The following is a 15,663-nucleotide window of genomic DNA, read 5'->3' as shown; positions in this document are numbered from 1 at the left end:
ACGCCACACACGCAAGCGACGCAACGAAGCGACAACGAGAGAAGGAGCACCCCTGTGACACACGTGGGAGTCGTCGGCGCCGGAGTGATGGGCGCCGGGGTGGCGCAGAACCTGGCCCACTCCGGCCACACCGTCGCGCTGGTGGACACCAGCCCCGACGCCGTCAAGCAGGCGCTGAGCACCGTCGAGACCAACTGCCGGATGAGCCGGCTGCTGGGCGGACCCGAGATCGACGCGGACGAGGTCCTGAAGCGGATCGAGGCCGGCACCGAACTCTCGCTGCTCACCGACGCGGAGATCGTGATCGAGAACATCACCGAGAACTGGGAGCTGAAGCGCTCCCTCTACCAGGAGATGGACCCGCTGGTCCGGCCCGACGCGGTGTTCGTCGCCAACACCTCGGCGATCCCGATCACCCGGCTGGCCTCGCTCACCGGGCGCCCCCGGCAGTTCGTCGGCGTGCACTTCATGAACCCCGTACCGATGAAGCCGGCCGTGGAGCTGATCCCCGGCCACCACACCTCTCCGGAGGCGCTGGAGGCCGTACGCGAACTCCTCACGTCCATGGGCAAGAAGGCGATCCCGGTCAACGACGCCTGCGGTTTCGTCTCCAACCGGGTGCTCATGCTCACCGTCAACGAGGCCGCCTGCCTGGTGTACGAGAACGTGGCCACCGCCGAGACCGTCGACGAGGTGTTCCGGAGCTGCTTCGGGCACCCGATGGGACCGCTGGAGACCGCCGACCTCATCGGGGTCGACACGATCCTCTACAGCATCGAGGTGCTGTACGAGCACTTCGCGGACAGCAAGTACCGGCCCTGCCCGCTGCTCAAGAAGATGACCGACGCGGGGCTGCACGGCCGGAAGTCCGGCGAGGGCTTCTACTCGTACGGCCCGACCGGCGCCACGGCGCCCGCCCGTTCATGACCGACCTCTCCGCTGCCACCGCCAACGCCACCGCCAACGCCACTGCCAACGCCACTGCCACTGCCACCGCGACGACCACCGTCATCACCCGTCACAGCACCGCAGACACGCCCGTTCCCACGGCCGACCGAGGAGTCCAGTGACCATGTCCGACGACGCGCGCACCCCGATCCGCGAGTTCATCTCCGCCAAGTTCCCGCAGATCTCCCTCAAGGACGACGAGGACATCTTCGCCCTCGGCTTCGTCAACTCGCTCTTCGCCATGGAGCTGGTCATGTTCGTGGAGAAGAGCTTCGGCGTCCGGGTGCCCAACCAGGAGCTGCGGATCGACAACTTCCGCACGCTCGACTCCATGGCCGAACTGGTGGGACGGGTCTCCGGTGACACCCGGATCTCGGCCGGCTGAACGGGGGAGACCATGACTGTCCCCCTCACCGCCGCCGGCGCGACCCTGGCGAGCCCCGCGGAGGTCCGCGCCTTCGTCGACACCGAGATCGTGCCGTACGCCGACACCTGGGACCAGGACGAGCGCCTGCCCGCCCCGCTGCTGGCCCGGATGGGCGAACTGGGCCTGTGGGCCCCGTTCCTGCCGCCCGACGCGGGCGGCAGCGGGGCGCCGTGGAGTGCCCTGGGCCGGCTCCACGAGGAGATCGGCCGGGGCTGCTCGTCCGTCCGCTCCTTCCTGACCGTGCACACCATGGTCACCTGGACGGTCCACCGCTGGGGCAGCGACGCCCAGCGCGACCGCTGGCTGCCCCGGCTGGCCACCGGGGAACTCCTCGGCGCCTTCTGCCTCACCGAGCCGGGCAGCGGCAGCGACGCCGCCGCGCCCGGCACGGTGGCCACCCCGGCGGGATCCGGCTGGGTGATCAACGGCGAGAAGAAGTGGATGACCGCCGGGCAGGCCGCGGGGCTGCTGCTGGTGTTCGCACAGACGGAGACCGGGATGAGCGCCTTCCTGGTGGACGCCGGGGCCCCCGGTGTGGAGATCACCCCCATCCGGGGGGTGATGGGCACGCGCGCCAGCATGCTCGCGACCATCGTGCTGCGGGACGTGCGCGTCGGTCCCGACGCGCTGATCGGCCCGCCCGGCTGGGCTGCGGGCACCGTGATGACCGGCGCCCTCGACCTCGGCCGCTACAGCGTGGCCTGCGGCTCCGTGGGCGTCGTCCAGGCCTGCCTGGACGCCTGCGTCGCCTACACCTCGGAACGCCGGGTCAGGGACGGGCTGCTCTCCGAACTCCAGCTCATCCGGCGGAAGATCAGCGACATGGTGGTCAACGGCCGGGCGGCGCGGCTGCTCTGCGCCGAGGCGGGCCGCCTCAAGGACGCCGACGACCCCGCCACGATCATGGCGACGTGGGTGGCCAAGTACCACGCCTCCACCGCGGCGACCGCCGCCGCGAGTGACGCCGTACAGATCCACGGGGCCAACGGCTTCACCGCCGACTACCCGGCCGCCCGGCTCTTCCGCGACTCCAAGGTCGCCGAAATCATCGAAGGATCAACCGAGTTGCAGCAGATCACCATAGCGGGCGAAGCCTACCGGGAGGTGGCACGGTGAACACCGGCCGGACCGTACGGAGCGATCCCGGCACCGAGCCGGGGCGCGGCAGGATCAAGTGCGTGGTGTGGGACCTGGACAACACCCTGTGGGACGGCGTCCTCCTGGAGGATGCCGGGGTCACCGTGAAACCCGAGGTCGTCGCGGAGATCCGCCGCCTCGACGAACTCGGCGTCCTGCACTCCATCGCCAGCCGCAACGACCACGACGCCGCGATGCGGCGCCTGGAGGAGGAGAACCTGGCCGAGTACTTCCTCTACCCCCAGATCAACTGGAACCCCAAGTCCGGCTCCGTCGAACAGATCGCCAAGGCCATCAACATCGGCCTGGACGCCATCGCGTTCGTCGACGACCAGCCCTTCGAGCGCGCCGAGGTGGAGCACAACCTGCCCGCCGTCCTCACCGTGGACGTCGAAGGGCTCGCCGAGACCCTGAAGGCCCCGGAGTTCCGGCCGAAGTTCGTCACCGACGAGTCGCGCAAGCGCCGCGAGATGTACCGCAGCGCCGTCGACCGCGACCGGGTGGAAGAGGAGTACACCGGCACGAGCGAGGAGTTCCTGGCCACGCTCGGCATGCGGTTCACCATCTCCGAGGCCCAGCGCGAGGACCTTCAGCGCGCGGAGGAGCTGACCGTACGCACCAACCAGCTCAACTCCACCGGCCGCACCTACTCGTACGACGAACTCGACCACCTGCGCCAGGACCCGGACCATCTCCTCCTGGTCGCCGAACTCACGGACCGCTACGGCAGCTACGGCAAGATCGGGCTCGCCCTCGTGGAGCGGGCCGACCCCGCCTGGCACCTCCACATGATGCTGATGTCCTGCCGGGTGATGGCCCGCGGCGTCGGGACGGTCCTCCTCAACCATGTGATGTCGCTGGCCAAGGAGGACGGCGCCGTCCTGCGGGCGGACTTCGTCGAGACCGGCCGCAACCGGGTCATGTACGTCACCTACGCGTTCGCCGGGTTCCACGAGGCCGGGCGGGACGGCAACCGGGTGCTCCTCCAGTCCGATCTGGAGCGCATCCAGCCGCCGCCGGAGTATCTGACCGTCACCGTCCGGTGAGCGCCATGACAGCGAGGAGCCGGAACCGGCCATGAACCACACCACCACGACGCAGCGGCCCGCCCGGGCCTGGCTGCCCTTCGGAGAGGCGCCGGCCTCCGGCCCACGGCTCTTCTGCTTCCCCAACGCCGGGGCGGGAGCGGCGAGTTTCGCCACCTGGCGCGGGCTGGCCCCCGCCGGGATGACCGTGTGCCCGGTGCAGCCGCCCGGCCGGGCGGAGCGGTTCAGGGAGACACCGTACGACCGGCTCGACACGCTCCTCGACGGGCTGACCGAGGCGCTGCGCCCCCAGTTCACCGGGGTGTACGCCCTGTACGGCCACAGCGTCGGCGCACTGGTCGCCTTCGAGCTGGCCCGGCGGCTGCGCCGGGCCGGTGCGCAGCCGCCGGTGCACCTGTTCGTCTCCGGCCGGGCCGCGCCCCAACTCCCGGACGGCCGAAAACAGTTGCGGGACCTGCCGACCGGTGAACTGCTCGACGAGGTCGCCGCCATGGGCGGCACACCGCCGGAGGTCCTGCGCGAGGAGTCACTGATGGCGGCGCTGCTGCCCCTGCTGCGCGCCGACTTCGCGGTCAACGAGACCTACACGTACCGCGAGGAACCGCCGCTCGACCTCCCGCTGACCGTCTTCGGAGGACGGGACGACCCGCGGGCGCGGGAGGCGGAGCTCCTCGCGTGGGAAAGCCTCACCACCGCCGGCTTCGACATTCGGCTATTTCCGGGGGGCCACTTCTTCATCAACGACACCGCGAATGTATTGCTCCAAAGAATGGCGAAATCACTACTCGCCTGACCAGGTGTCGTACGATGTGCCCCCGGCCGTCTGCCGGGGGCATGCCCATGTGGCCAGAAATGTACTCCAAGTCCGTACATCTCCGATGGCTTAGTCCAATAAAAGCGCCTATCGTGACCGGGGGTTATCCCCACCAACAATTCGGGGGCGGGCCGGATCGGTGAATCAGTCCACCCTCCGTAATTTGAGAAGTCCGGAACGGCACTTCTCGAAATGCGGAGGACCCCCCATGGCCGCTTCCCAGCAAACATGCGTGGCAGAGGACGGTGAAGCCGTCTGGCGCTCGGGACGGCGCGGCCGCGTGGGCTGGTACTGCTATGACGGCGCGAATTCGGTGTTCGCCACCACCGTGATCTCGATCTTCTTCGGCCCGTTCATCACCGATGTCTGCGAGCGCGCGGCCGATGCCCAGGGCTATCTGCATCCCCTGGGGATTCCGGTGCTGGCCAGCTCCTTCTTCCCCTTTCTGGTGGGCTTGTCCGTACTCCTCCAGATCTTCGTGCTGCCGACGGCCGCCGCCCTGACCGAGCGATTCGACAAGGGCGTCCTGCTCGGCGCCCTGGGCTTCTGCGGCGCGGGCGCCGGAATGGGCATGTACACCATCGGCGAGACGGACTATCTGCTCGGCGGAACGCTTTTCGCGGTGGCCACCATGGCGCTGGGCGCCGCGAACACGGTCGCCAACACCTATCTGCCGGCCCTCGCGCCGCCGGAACGCCGCGACCGTACCTCCACCCAGGCGTCCGCCACCGGATTCCTCTGCGGCGGCGTCGTCCTGATGGCCGCCCTGCTGGTGTACGCCCGCCACGAGACCTGGGGGATGACGGAGAGCGAGGCGGTACGCCTCATCATGCTGGGCGCCGGCGTGTGGTGGCTCGTCTTCGGCGCCGTCTCCGTACGGCTGCTGCGCGGTTACGGCGCGCCCCCGGCGGCGACGGCGGACACCGTGGGACCGTCGGGCCGGGCGGGCACCTACCGCGCCCTGTTCGCGGCGGTACGGCAGATGCGCTCCTACCCCGGGGCGATCTGGTTCCTGGTGGCGTTCCTGCTCTACAACAACGGCATGCAGAGCGTCACCTCACTGGTGGGCACCTTCGCCGTGGAGGAGCTGGGGCTGAAGCAGGACGACGTGGTCACCGCCGTGCTCGCGGTCCAGTTCGTGGCCTTCGTGGGCGCGATCGTGGGCGGCCGGCTCGCGGAGCGGTACGGCGGCCGGAACGTACTGCTGGGGTTCGTGGTGGTCTGGTTCGTGGCGGTGGTGGCGGGCGCCACCATCCCCGAGCGGTCGGCCGCGGCGTTCACCACGCTCTGCGTCGGCGCGGGGTTCGTGGTCGGCGGGACCTACGCGCTGTCGCGTTCGGTCTTCGTCAGCCTGGTGCCCAGGGAACGCGCGGCGGAGTACTTCGGGATCTTCGAGACGGTCAACCGGTGCCTGGCCTTCCTGGGCCCGGCCGCCTTCGGCCTCGTGCTCCAGTGGACGGGCAGCTACCGCGTCGCCTGGCTGTCCATCCTGGTGTTCTTCCTGGCGGGCGCGCTGGCCCTGGTGCTCGGTTCCGTGGCCGGCAAGGGACGGGAACGGCGACAGAAGGAGATGACTCATGGCTGACACCGGGGCGGACACCCGCCGCCACCGCGTACTGCTCACCGAGGTGTCCAGCGCCTCGGCCCGGGAGGTGCTCACCGTACTGGGCCGCCAGGGCCACGAGGTGGGCGTCATGGACAGCGGCGGGTTCTCCTTCACCGCGCTCTCGCGGTGGGTGAAGCGCCGTCACAAGAGCCCGCGGTTCGCGGACGACCCGCTGGTCTACCTCGACGCCCTGCGCGAGGTCCTGGCGCACCACGCGTACGACATCCTGTTACCCACCCACGAGCAGCTCGTGGCGCTCTCCCGGCACCGTGAGGAGTTCGGCCGGCTCGTCACCGGGCTCGCGGTGCCGGACTTCGCCGCCGTACGCAGGGTCCAGGACAAGGCCGCCTGCATCCGGCTCTTCGACGAGCTGGGGCTCCCGCAGCCCGACACCGCGCTGGTCGGCGACGAGAGCGCGCTGCTCGCGCGGAGCGACACCCTGCCCGCCTACGTCAAGCTGCCGGTGGCGACGTCGAGCCGGGGGGTGTGGCAGGCCGAGGACGCCGCCGCGCTCGCCAGGATCGCCGCCGAACCCGCTGTACGCGACACCTTCGCCACCGGCGGCGAGGTGCTGGTGCAGCGCTCCCTGCCGGGCCCCGTCGTCATGGTCCAGGCCATGTTCGACCAGGGCGCCCTGGTCGGGGTGCACACCGTCCTGCGCAGGCGCGAGGGCGTGCAGGGCAGTTCGTCGGCGAAGGAGTCGATCGTCCTGCCCGACGTCACCCTGCACCTCACCAAGCTCGGCGCGACGCTGGGCTGGCACGGCCCGATGTCCCTGGACGCGGTGCTGGACGAGGACTTCGGACTGGTCCACTACATCGACGTCAACCCGCGCCTGGTCGAACCGGTCAACGCCGAACTGGCCGGCGCCGACCTGGTCCGGCGCTGGCTGGCGGTCTCCCTGGGCGAGCGGACCGGAGCGCTGCCGCCACCCCGTGCGGGCGTACGCAGCCACATGCTCCTGATGGCCCTCGTACGCCATGTGGAGGTGGGCCGGGGCCGCCGGGCCGTCCTGCGGGAGCTGGCCGGCGCGGTGACCCGCAGAGGCTGGTACGCGGGCAGCAAGGAGGAGTTGCTGCCGGTCCGCTCCGATCCGGCCGTCGCCCTGCCGCTGGGCATCGTCAGCGCCCTCCTGCTGGTCGCACCACGCCTCTGGGAACGGGTGGCGGGCACCGGGGCCCCCGCGCACGCCCTGAGCGCGGAGGGATGGCGTCAACTGCTCAAGGAATAGCCGGGGAAGCGCGCGCGGACACCGGACGAGAACGCGGTACGAGCCCGGTCGGGGATGCCCCGGCCGGGCTCACGCGCGTTCCTCAGCTCGGACAACGGCCTTTTCACGCACGGTCGTTGCCGGTTTGACGCTCGTCGCTGCCCGAACGCACCGGGGGAGGCGGACCGTACGGCGGGATCGGGGGGTAGCCCCCCAAAATCTGGGGGGCGGACCGGATCGAAGGCCCATCGATTCCTCCGTAGCGTCATAAGTCCACCCGGTCGGTACGACCCCAGACTTCGGAGGCACCCCGTGGCCACGCTCAACCGCATCTCCCGCACCTCGATCCTGGCCGGCGGCGCGTTACTCGCCCTGGTGGCCGTCACCGGATGCAGTGAGTCGACGGGGGACGAGAACACCCCCGAGAAGCGCTCCTTCGGACCGGTCGGGGACCAGCTCACCATCTCCCGGAGCAACGGCGACCTCACGGTCAAGCCCGCCGACGTCGACGAGGTCGAGGTCACCCGCTGGTTCTCCGGCTGGTCCGCCGTCGGCGACAAGCCGAAGGCGTCGTGGAAGCTCAGCGGCGACAAGCTCAGCCTGACCACCGACTGCGGATCCGTCATCGGCAGTTGCACGGCACGGTACGAGGTGCTCGTACCGCGGAAGACCGCGCTCACCGTCGAGGGCGACAACGGCAAGACCACCGCGTCGGGGTTCACCACCGACCTGGACATCACCTCGGACAACGGGGCGGTCACCGTCAACGACGCCTCCGGCGCCCTCACCGTACGCAGCGGCAGCGGCGCGGTGTCGGCCACCGGCCTCAAGTCGCCGCGCGTCGAGGCCGGTTCGGACAACGGGAAGGTGCATCTCGCCTTCGCCGGCGTCCCCGACCAGGTGGGCGTGAAGACGAACAACGGCGGTGTGACGGTCGAGGTCCCGGACGGCACGTACAAGGTCACCACCAAGACCGACAACGGCAAGGTGGACGTCGACCTGCCGAGCGACGCGGGCAGCGCGCACGCCATCACGGCCACCACCGAGAACGGCGGAATCACCCTGCGCACCGCCGGCTGAGCCCCCCCCGTACCGGAACCACGGACCGCGCCTCCTCACACCCGGTCACCCCAGTCACCCCAGTCGCACCCAGGGAAAACCACCATGCGCTCCCCGTCCGGCGGAGGCTCACCGCGGCACGGTACTCCGGGTATCGAATACCCCGGGTATCCCGGCACACCGGAGCACTCCGCCCCCTCCCACCCCGCCTCTTCGTACCCCGCCGAGCACGAGGGGCCCGTCCCGCGCGTCCCGCGCGACGAGGTCCGCCGCCGGCTGCTGACGGCCGCCGCACGCTCCTTCGCCGAACTCGGTTACGCCGACAGCCGGCTGGAGGACATCGCCAACGCCGCCGGCTTCACCAAAGGCGCCGTCTACTCGAACTTCGCCGGCAAGCGGGAGCTCTTCGGCGCCATCCTCGGTGACGGCGCCGACAGCGAGTTCGCCGCCGTCATGAAGGAGCTGGGCGACACCGACCAGCCGGCCGAGGCGGTCGGCCTGGCCGCCCGTACGGTCGCGCGCCGCATCGTGGGCGACGCCGAACGGGGCCGGCTCGGACTGGAGTTCGCGGCCCGCGCCGCCCGGGACGAGCGGACCAGGGCCATCCTGACCCCGCTGCGCCGGGCGCAGCGCGCCACCGCGGCCCGTTCGATCGCGTCCGTCGCCGAACGCACCGGCGTCCGACCGGCCGTCCGGCCCGAACTGGCCGCGCTGATCCTGCACTGCCTGTGCAACGGCCTGTCGAACGAGTGCATCGCCGACCCGGAGGCGATCGGCGCCGACACGGTCGAGGAGGCGCTCGCCGCGGTCCTGACGGCACTGATCGACCCGCAGACCCCGCACGACCCGCAGACCCCGCACGACCCGCACAGCCCGCACAGCTCGCACGATCCGCAGAGCCCGCGCGCCCCGCACAGCGCGCCTTCTTCTCCTACCGACGATTCCGAACATTCCAACGGCTGAAGGAACAATTCGATGGCCACCCTGCTCTACTCGCTCGGCCGGACCGCGTTCCGTCACCGAGGCGGCTTCCTCATCGGCTGGCTGCTCCTGATCGCGCTGACGATCGGCGGCTTAGCCACCTTCGGCTCGCATCTCGACAGCGAGGCCACCATCCCCGGCTCCCAGTCGCAGAAGGGCATCGACGTACTGGAGAAGTCGCAGCCCGCCGCCACCGGTGTCACCGCGCAACTCGTCTTCGTCGCCCCCGAGGGCGCGACCGTCAACGACCCCGCCTTCCGCGCCGTCATCCAGAAGACCGTACGGGAGGCCGCGAAGGCACCCCAGGTCGAGACCGCAGTCGACCCCTTCGAGACGAAGTCCGTCTCCGCCGACCAGCGCACGGCGCTGGCCCAGGTCCTCTACCCGATCAAGCGCGACGCCTTGGAGGACTCCAGCGTCACCGCACTGGAGAAGATCGCCGGTTCGGCGCGCTCCAGCGGCCTCCAGGCCGAGGTCGGCGGCACGATCTACAGCACCGCCGGGCTCACCGTGGGCATCGGCGAGGTGATCGGCCTCGGTGTGGCGATCATCGTCCTCATCCTCACCTTCGGCTCCCTGCTGGCCGCCGGACTGCCGCTGCTCACCGCCCTGATCGGGCTGGCCATCGGGCTCGTCGGACTGCTGCTGGTGTCCAACATCGCCACCGTCTCCTCCACCGCGCCGAGCCTGGCGCTGATGGTCGGGCTCGCGGTGGGCATCGACTACGCGCTGCTCATCCTCTCCCGGCACCGTACCCAGTTGGCGAACGGCATGGACGCGGAGGAGTCGGCGGCGCGGGCCACCGGCACCGCGGGCAGCGCCGTGGTCTTCGCCGGACTCACCGTGATCATCGCGCTCTCCGGGCTCTCCGTCGTCGGCATCCCGTTCCTGAGCGTCATGGGGCTGGCCGCCGCCGGCACCGTACTGATGGCCGTGGCGGTCGCGATCACCCTGCTGCCCGCCCTGCTCGGCTTCGCCGGGACCCGGCTGCGGCCGAAGCCCGGTTCGCGGGCCGAGCGCCGCGAGCGCGCCACCGGCGGCAGCAGGCGGCCGTCCGGCGGCGAGCGCTGGGCCCGGCTGGTCACCCGCAGGCCGCTCGCCACCGTGCTCGCCGTCGTCATCGGGCTCGGCGCCGTCGCTGTCCCGGCCTCCCAGCTCGCCCTGGCCATGCCCGACAACGGCACCGCCGCGCCCGAGTCGACCCAGCGCAAGGCGTACGACCTGATCTCCGACGCCTTCGGCCCCGGACGCAACGGCCGGCTGCTCGTCCTCGTCCAGAGCGCGGACGGCGACCCCGCGCCCGCCGCCGCCGAGGTGGCGGCCGGTCTGGGGCGGCTCGACCTGCCCGAGGTCGTCTCCATCAGCGCGCCCCAGGTCAGCGAGGACGGCACCACGGCGGTCCTGACCGTGGTCCCGAAGGCCGGGCCGCGTGACGAGCGTACGGAGGGACTCGTCCGCGACATCCGCGCCGAGACACCCGAGCTGGCCGCGAAGGCGGACGCCGAGATCCTGGTCACCGGCTCGACCGCCGCGGCGATCGACGTCTCCGACAAGCTCAGCGCCTCCCTCGTGCCGTTCGCGTCGATCGTGGTCGGACTGGCGCTCGTCCTCCTGCTGCTGGTCTTCCGCTCGATCGTCGTCCCGCTCAAGGCGGCCTTCGGATTCCTGCTCTCGGTGGGCGCGGCGTTCGGCGCGGTCGTCGCGGTCTTCCAGTGGGGCTGGCTCGCCGATCTGATCGGTGTGCCGACCGCGGGACCGGTGTTCAGCTTCATGCCGATCATCCTGATCGCGGTGCTGTTCGGACTGGCGATGGACTACGAGGTCTTCCTCGTCTCCCGGATGCGGGAGGACTTCGTCCACACCGGCAGGCACTACGAGTCGGTGATCGCCGGTTCCCGGCACGCCTCGCGGGTCGTCACCGCCGCGGCGCTGATCATGTTCGCGGTGTTCGCGAGCTTCGTGACCGCCGAGGACCTCACGCTCAAGCCGATCGCCTTCGGTCTCGCCGTCGGCATCATGGTCGACGCGTTCCTCGTCCGGATGACGCTGGTGCCGGCCATCCTCGCGCTGGTCGGCAAGGGCGCCTGGTGGCTGCCCCGCTGGCTCGACCGGCTCCTGCCCGACCTGGACATCGAGGGCGCCAAGCTGGACAGGGCCGAGCCCGAGGAGGACCGGAGCCTGCTGACAGCGGTCCGCTGACCCCACCCGTCCGGCCTGCGTAGTTCCCGCCCAGCCATCCCCCCACAGGCCCGGCCGCGACCCCCGTCGCGGCCGGGCCTTCCGCTGTCCGTACCGGAGGGCACAGGCCCCAAGTACCCTAGGGCATTTCGGTTGTGAAGGTTTCGTTTGTGGAGATTTCCTGCCAACCCTTGTGGGTATCACAGGCAACCCTGTAAATCTGCCTAAGTCTGAATGAGGCTTGATATAGACCCTGAACGGGAGAGACCGTGGCATTAGAACCGCGCTCGGGTATTTACGAGATCCTGGACGAGAGGTTCCGCATCCCCGCCAACGGGGACCGGCGCCTGGAACTGCTCTTCGACGGCTCGCGCTGGTGCGAGGGCCCCGTGTACGTCCCCGCCTGGCGTCAGGTGATCTTCAGCGACATCCCCAACGACCGCATGCTGCGCTGGGACGAAGCGACCGGCACCGTCGGGGAGTTCAGGACCGGCGCGGGCAACAGCAACGGCAACGCCCTCGACCGCGAGGGCCGGTTGATCACCTGCGAGCAGGGCAACCGCCGTATCACCCGTACCGAGTACGACGGTTCGATCACCGTGATCGCCGACCGCTACCGGGGCAAGAGGTTCAACAGCCCGAACGACGTGGTCGTGCACTCCGACGGCTCGATCTGGTTCACCGACCCGATCTTCGGCATCATCAGCGACTACGAGGGACACCGCGGCGAGAGCGAGATCGGCGCCAGCAACGTCTACCGGGTGGACCCGGAGACCGGCAGGGTCCGCGTCATGGCCGACGGCTTCGGCGCCCCGAACGGCCTGAGCTTCTCCCCGGACGAGCGGCAGTTGCTCATCGCCGACACCCTCGCGGGCCAGGTGCGCGCCTACGACGTGTACGACGGCCAGAAGCTCTCCGACGGCACCGTCTTCGCCGAGGCGCCGCTCACCGACAGCCAGTTCGACAGCATCAGCTTCGACGACGAGGGCCGCGTCTGGGTGGCCGCCGGCGCCGGAGGGATGCACTGCTACGCCCCCGACGCCACCCTGATCGGCCGGATCGTCTTCCCGGTGGGCATCTCGAACATGTGCTTCGGCGGCCCCAGGAACAACCGGCTCTTCATCACTGCGTCGTCGACGCTCTACTCCCTCGTCGTCGCGGTGACCGGAGCCCCGGCCATCGGCAACCCGGGCGCCTGCCTCCGCGTCCGGTCCGAGCACGAGGTGGCTGCGGCGGCGACCAGATGGCGGATGAACGCGGGGACGGCGTCCTAGGACGGTGTCGCCGCGCTTGAGGGCGGTGGCGGGGGAACGGGTGAATCCCGGTCGCCCGCCACCGCCCTCTCCCGGTCCGCGCCCGCGCCACCGCTTCTGGGCAGGGAGCCACCCGTACGGATAAGGTCAGGACCGGCGCGACTGCCTGTTCGAACGTAAGGGATGCATAGTGACGGACGGAGCGGTGTCCACGACCGCGCGGGTACTGATCGCGGCGGACAAGTTCAAAGGATCGCTCACGGCGGCGCAGGTCGCCGAGCGGGTGACGGCCGGGCTCCGGCAGGTCGCCCCCGACGTGCCGGTGGAGACCCTGCCCGTCGCGGACGGCGGCGACGGTACGGTCGCGGCGGCCGTGGCGGCCGGTTTCGAGCGGCACGAGACCCGTGTGACGGGCCCCCTGGGCGACCCGGTCACCGCCGCCTACGCCCTGCGGGACGGTACGGCCGTCCTGGAGATGGCCGAGGCGTCGGGCCTCCAGCACCTCCCCGAGGGCGTCTTCGCCCCCCTCACCGCCACGACGTACGGCTCCGGCGAGCTGCTGCGCGCCGCGCTCGACGCGGGCGCGCGGACCATCGTCTTCGGCGTCGGCGGCAGCGCCACCACCGACGGCGGCGCCGGGATGCTCGCCGCGCTCGGCGCGCGCTTCCTGGACGCGGACGGCAAGCCCGTCGGCCCGGGCGGCGGCGGGCTGCGGGACCTCGCCACCGCCGATCTCTCCGGCCTCGACACCCGGCTCGCCGGTACGGAGATCGTCCTCGCCAGCGATGTCGACAACCCGCTGACCGGACCCCAGGGCGCCCCCGCCGTCTACGGGGCGCAGAAGGGCGCGAGCCCCGAGGACATCGCCGTCCTCGACGCGGCCCTCGCCCACTACGCCACGGTCCTGGCGACGGCCGTGGGCCCCCGGGCCGCCACCCTCGCGCTCTCGCCGGGCGCCGGCGCGGCGGGCGGCATCGGCTACGGCGCGCTCGTCGGGCTCGGCGCCGCCTTCCGCCCCGGCATCGAGGTGATGCTCGACGTACTGGGCTTCGCCCCCGCCCTGGCCCGGGCCACCCTGGTGATCACGGGGGAGGGCTCGCTCGACGAGCAGACGCTGCACGGCAAGGCGCCCGCGGGTGTCGCGGCGGCGGCCCGCGCGCGGGGCATCGAGGTGATCGCGGTCTGCGGCCGGCTGGTCCTGCCACCGGAGGCGCTGGGCAAGGCCGGTATCCGCCGCGCCTACGCCCTCACCCACCTCGAACCGGACCCGGCCCGCTGCATGGCCCAGGCGGGCCCCCTGCTGGAACGTGTGGCGGCGGACATCGCCCGCGACTTCCTGAGCTGAGCCGCCGGACATCAGGACATACGGATACGGAAGGGGCCCGGGCTGTCCGCCCGGGCCCCTTCCGTATGCCGTCCGCGCGCTGTTACGGGAGCTGCGCGGCCCGTGCCTCGCGGCGGTTGCCGCGGAAGGTGTTCACCCGCCGTGCCGTGGCGAAGAGCGGGATCACCGCACCCGTCACCACCTGGAGCGCACAGCCGGTCTGGAGCAGGAGCTGACCGCCGGGCGCGTCGAACGCCCACGCCGCCAGCAGCCCCATCGCGGCCACGATCCAGCCCAGCATGGCCACCGCGAGGACCCCCCGCGGCTTCGGGTACTCGACGCGGCTCACCATCAGCCACGCCACCCCGACGATCGCGAGCGTCGTCGGTACGAAGGGCAGCTCCAGCAGGACGATCGAGACGACCGTCAGCGCGCCGAAGGGGGACGGCATCCCCTGGAACATGCCGTCCTTCAGCGTCACGCAGGAGAATCTCGCGAGCCGTAGCACGACGGCCAGCAGCACCACGACCGCGGCGAGCGCCGAGACCCGTTGATGCGCGTCGTCCGCGACCATTCCGTACACCAGTACGAAATAGGCCGGGGCGAGACCGAAGCTGATCAGGTCGGAGAGGTTGTCCAGCTCCGCGCCCATCGGCGAGCTGCGCAGCTTGCGTGCCACGAGCCCGTCGAGCAGGTCGAAGATCGCCGCCGCGAGCATCAGGATCACGGCGGTCGCGGCGGAGTGCCGCGCCATGCCGGTCTCGTCACTGCCCGTGAGATGCGGGATCAGGATGCCGGTCGTGGTGAAGTACACGGCCATGAAGCCGCAGGTGGCGTTGCCCAGCGTGAGGGTGTCCGCTATCGACAGCCGCAGTGAGAGCGGCATGTCCTCCGCGTCGGCGTCCGCCTCGGCCTCGGCCTCCGCGGCCCACCCGGCTTGCGTGTCGGGATCAATCACGGTCAATTCGAGTCACCCCTGCGGTCGTGGTCTGGCCGACCTCGACGGCGACCTCGACACCTTCCGGAAGGTAGATGTCGACGCGCGAGCCGAAGCGGATCAGGCCGATGCGCTCGCCCTGCTCCACCTTGGTCCCCTGGGGCAGGTACGGGACGATGCGCCGGGCCACCGCGCCGGCGATCTGCACCATCTCGATGTCACCCAGCTCGGTGTCGAAGTGCCAGACGACGCGCTCGTTGTTCTCGCTCTCCTTGTTGAACGCCGGGACGAACCCTCCGGGGACGTGCTCCACGGACGTCACGGTTCCCGCGAGGGGAGCGCGGTTGACATGGACGTTCAGCGGGCTCATGAAGATGGCGACCCGCGTACGGCCGTCCTTCCACGGCATGATGCTCTGCACCACACCGTCGGCCGGGGAGATGACCCGGCCCTGCGTGATCTCGCGCTCCGGGTCTCTGAAGAACCACAGCATGCCCGCCGCGAGCGCGGTGGCGGGCACAGCGAGGACTGCCGCACGCTTGGAGCTGCGCGCGCGGGCCAGTCCGATCGCCGCGGTGGCGACGGTCGGGAGAAGCCACGGCGATGCTCCGCGAGCGATGCGGACCCGGCCGCGTGGTGCAGAGGTTTGGCTGTGGGGCATGGATGACCTTCGTAGCGGATGATGCCGCGCTGGCAACGGGGGACGGCGGCTTTCCAGCGATGGTACTGGTTACAAGCCGCAA

At 70.8% G+C, this 15,663-nt stretch carries 14 protein-coding genes; 12 read left to right on the top strand and 2 right to left on the bottom strand.

Annotation, left to right across the window (positions count from 1 at the left end):
- The first annotated feature begins 54 nt into the window (after window positions 1-54).
- From ACIBJC_RS04320 to ACIBJC_RS04265, 12 genes are all read left to right on the top strand, one after another.
- Window positions 55-927 (top strand): 3-hydroxyacyl-CoA dehydrogenase family protein, encoded by an 873-nt coding sequence (locus ACIBJC_RS04320; RefSeq protein ID WP_399287519.1) that lies wholly within the window; start codon window positions 55-57, stop codon window positions 925-927.
- 145 nt (window positions 928-1,072) lie between these two features.
- Window positions 1,073-1,333: an acyl carrier protein gene (locus ACIBJC_RS04315; RefSeq protein ID WP_399287516.1), complete on the top strand. Its 261-nt coding sequence runs from the start codon at window positions 1,073-1,075 to the stop codon at window positions 1,331-1,333.
- A gap of 12 nt (window positions 1,334-1,345) precedes the next feature.
- Window positions 1,346-2,491: an acyl-CoA dehydrogenase family protein gene (locus ACIBJC_RS04310; protein ID WP_399287514.1), complete on the top strand. Its 1,146-nt coding sequence runs from the start codon at window positions 1,346-1,348 to the stop codon at window positions 2,489-2,491.
- The gene (locus tag ACIBJC_RS04305) at window positions 2,488-3,558 is read left to right on the top strand and encodes an HAD-IIIC family phosphatase (protein WP_399287511.1); all 1,071 of its coding nucleotides are present in this window, start codon (window positions 2,488-2,490) and stop codon (window positions 3,556-3,558) included. The genes ACIBJC_RS04310 and ACIBJC_RS04305 overlap by 4 nt, the downstream gene beginning before the upstream one ends.
- A 31-nt stretch (window positions 3,559-3,589) precedes the next feature.
- A complete protein-coding gene (locus ACIBJC_RS04300) occupies window positions 3,590-4,351 on the top strand; it encodes a thioesterase II family protein (protein ID WP_399287508.1) in 762 nt (253 codons plus the stop codon).
- A gap of 253 nt (window positions 4,352-4,604) precedes the next feature.
- Window positions 4,605-5,957: an MFS transporter gene (locus ACIBJC_RS04295; RefSeq protein ID WP_399287506.1), complete on the top strand. Its 1,353-nt coding sequence runs from the start codon at window positions 4,605-4,607 to the stop codon at window positions 5,955-5,957.
- Entirely contained in the window at window positions 5,950-7,209 is a 1,260-nt protein-coding gene (locus tag ACIBJC_RS04290) for a hypothetical protein (protein ID WP_399287503.1), read from the top strand. The genes ACIBJC_RS04295 and ACIBJC_RS04290 overlap by 8 nt, the downstream gene beginning before the upstream one ends.
- Window positions 7,210-7,500: 291 nt before the next feature.
- Window positions 7,501-8,268, top strand: coding sequence for a DUF4097 family beta strand repeat-containing protein (locus ACIBJC_RS04285; protein WP_399287501.1), 768 nt, complete (start codon window positions 7,501-7,503; stop codon window positions 8,266-8,268).
- A gap of 84 nt (window positions 8,269-8,352) precedes the next feature.
- On the top strand, window positions 8,353-9,210 hold the full coding sequence (locus tag ACIBJC_RS04280) for a TetR family transcriptional regulator (RefSeq protein WP_399287499.1): 858 nt from the start codon (window positions 8,353-8,355) through the stop codon (window positions 9,208-9,210).
- Between the two features lie 12 nt (window positions 9,211-9,222).
- Window positions 9,223-11,427, top strand: coding sequence for an MMPL family transporter (locus ACIBJC_RS04275; protein WP_399287496.1), 2,205 nt, complete (start codon window positions 9,223-9,225; stop codon window positions 11,425-11,427).
- A 248-nt stretch (window positions 11,428-11,675) separates the two neighbouring features.
- Window positions 11,676-12,680 carry an SMP-30/gluconolactonase/LRE family protein gene (locus ACIBJC_RS04270; protein ID WP_399287493.1) on the top strand — a complete coding sequence of 335 codons (1,005 nt, stop codon included), beginning with the start codon at window positions 11,676-11,678 and terminating at the stop codon, window positions 12,678-12,680.
- A gap of 169 nt (window positions 12,681-12,849) precedes the next feature.
- Window positions 12,850-14,004, top strand: a complete 1,155-nt coding sequence (locus ACIBJC_RS04265) for a glycerate kinase (protein WP_399287490.1) — start codon at window positions 12,850-12,852, stop codon at window positions 14,002-14,004.
- 82 nt (window positions 14,005-14,086) lie between these two features.
- Here ACIBJC_RS04265 and pssA read toward each other — a convergent pair whose 3' ends face one another.
- Both pssA and ACIBJC_RS04255 read right to left on the bottom strand, forming a co-directional pair.
- Window positions 14,087-14,941, bottom strand: a complete 855-nt coding sequence (gene pssA / locus ACIBJC_RS04260) for a CDP-diacylglycerol--serine O-phosphatidyltransferase (RefSeq protein ID WP_399288133.1) — start codon at window positions 14,939-14,941, stop codon at window positions 14,087-14,089.
- Window positions 14,934-15,581 carry a phosphatidylserine decarboxylase gene (locus ACIBJC_RS04255; RefSeq protein WP_365808997.1) on the bottom strand — a complete coding sequence of 216 codons (648 nt, stop codon included), beginning with the start codon at window positions 15,579-15,581 and terminating at the stop codon, window positions 14,934-14,936. Before ACIBJC_RS04255 ends, pssA begins: the two co-directional genes overlap by 8 nt.
- Between the last annotated feature and the right edge of the window lie 82 nt (window positions 15,582-15,663).

The organism is Streptomyces sp. NPDC050509 (assembly GCF_044457965.1).
In the GTDB taxonomy this organism is placed as follows: Bacteria; Actinomycetota; Actinomycetes; order Streptomycetales; family Streptomycetaceae; genus Streptomyces.
The sequence above is the reverse complement of the archived record's forward strand: the minus strand, read 5'-3'. Positions and strand labels throughout refer to the sequence as shown.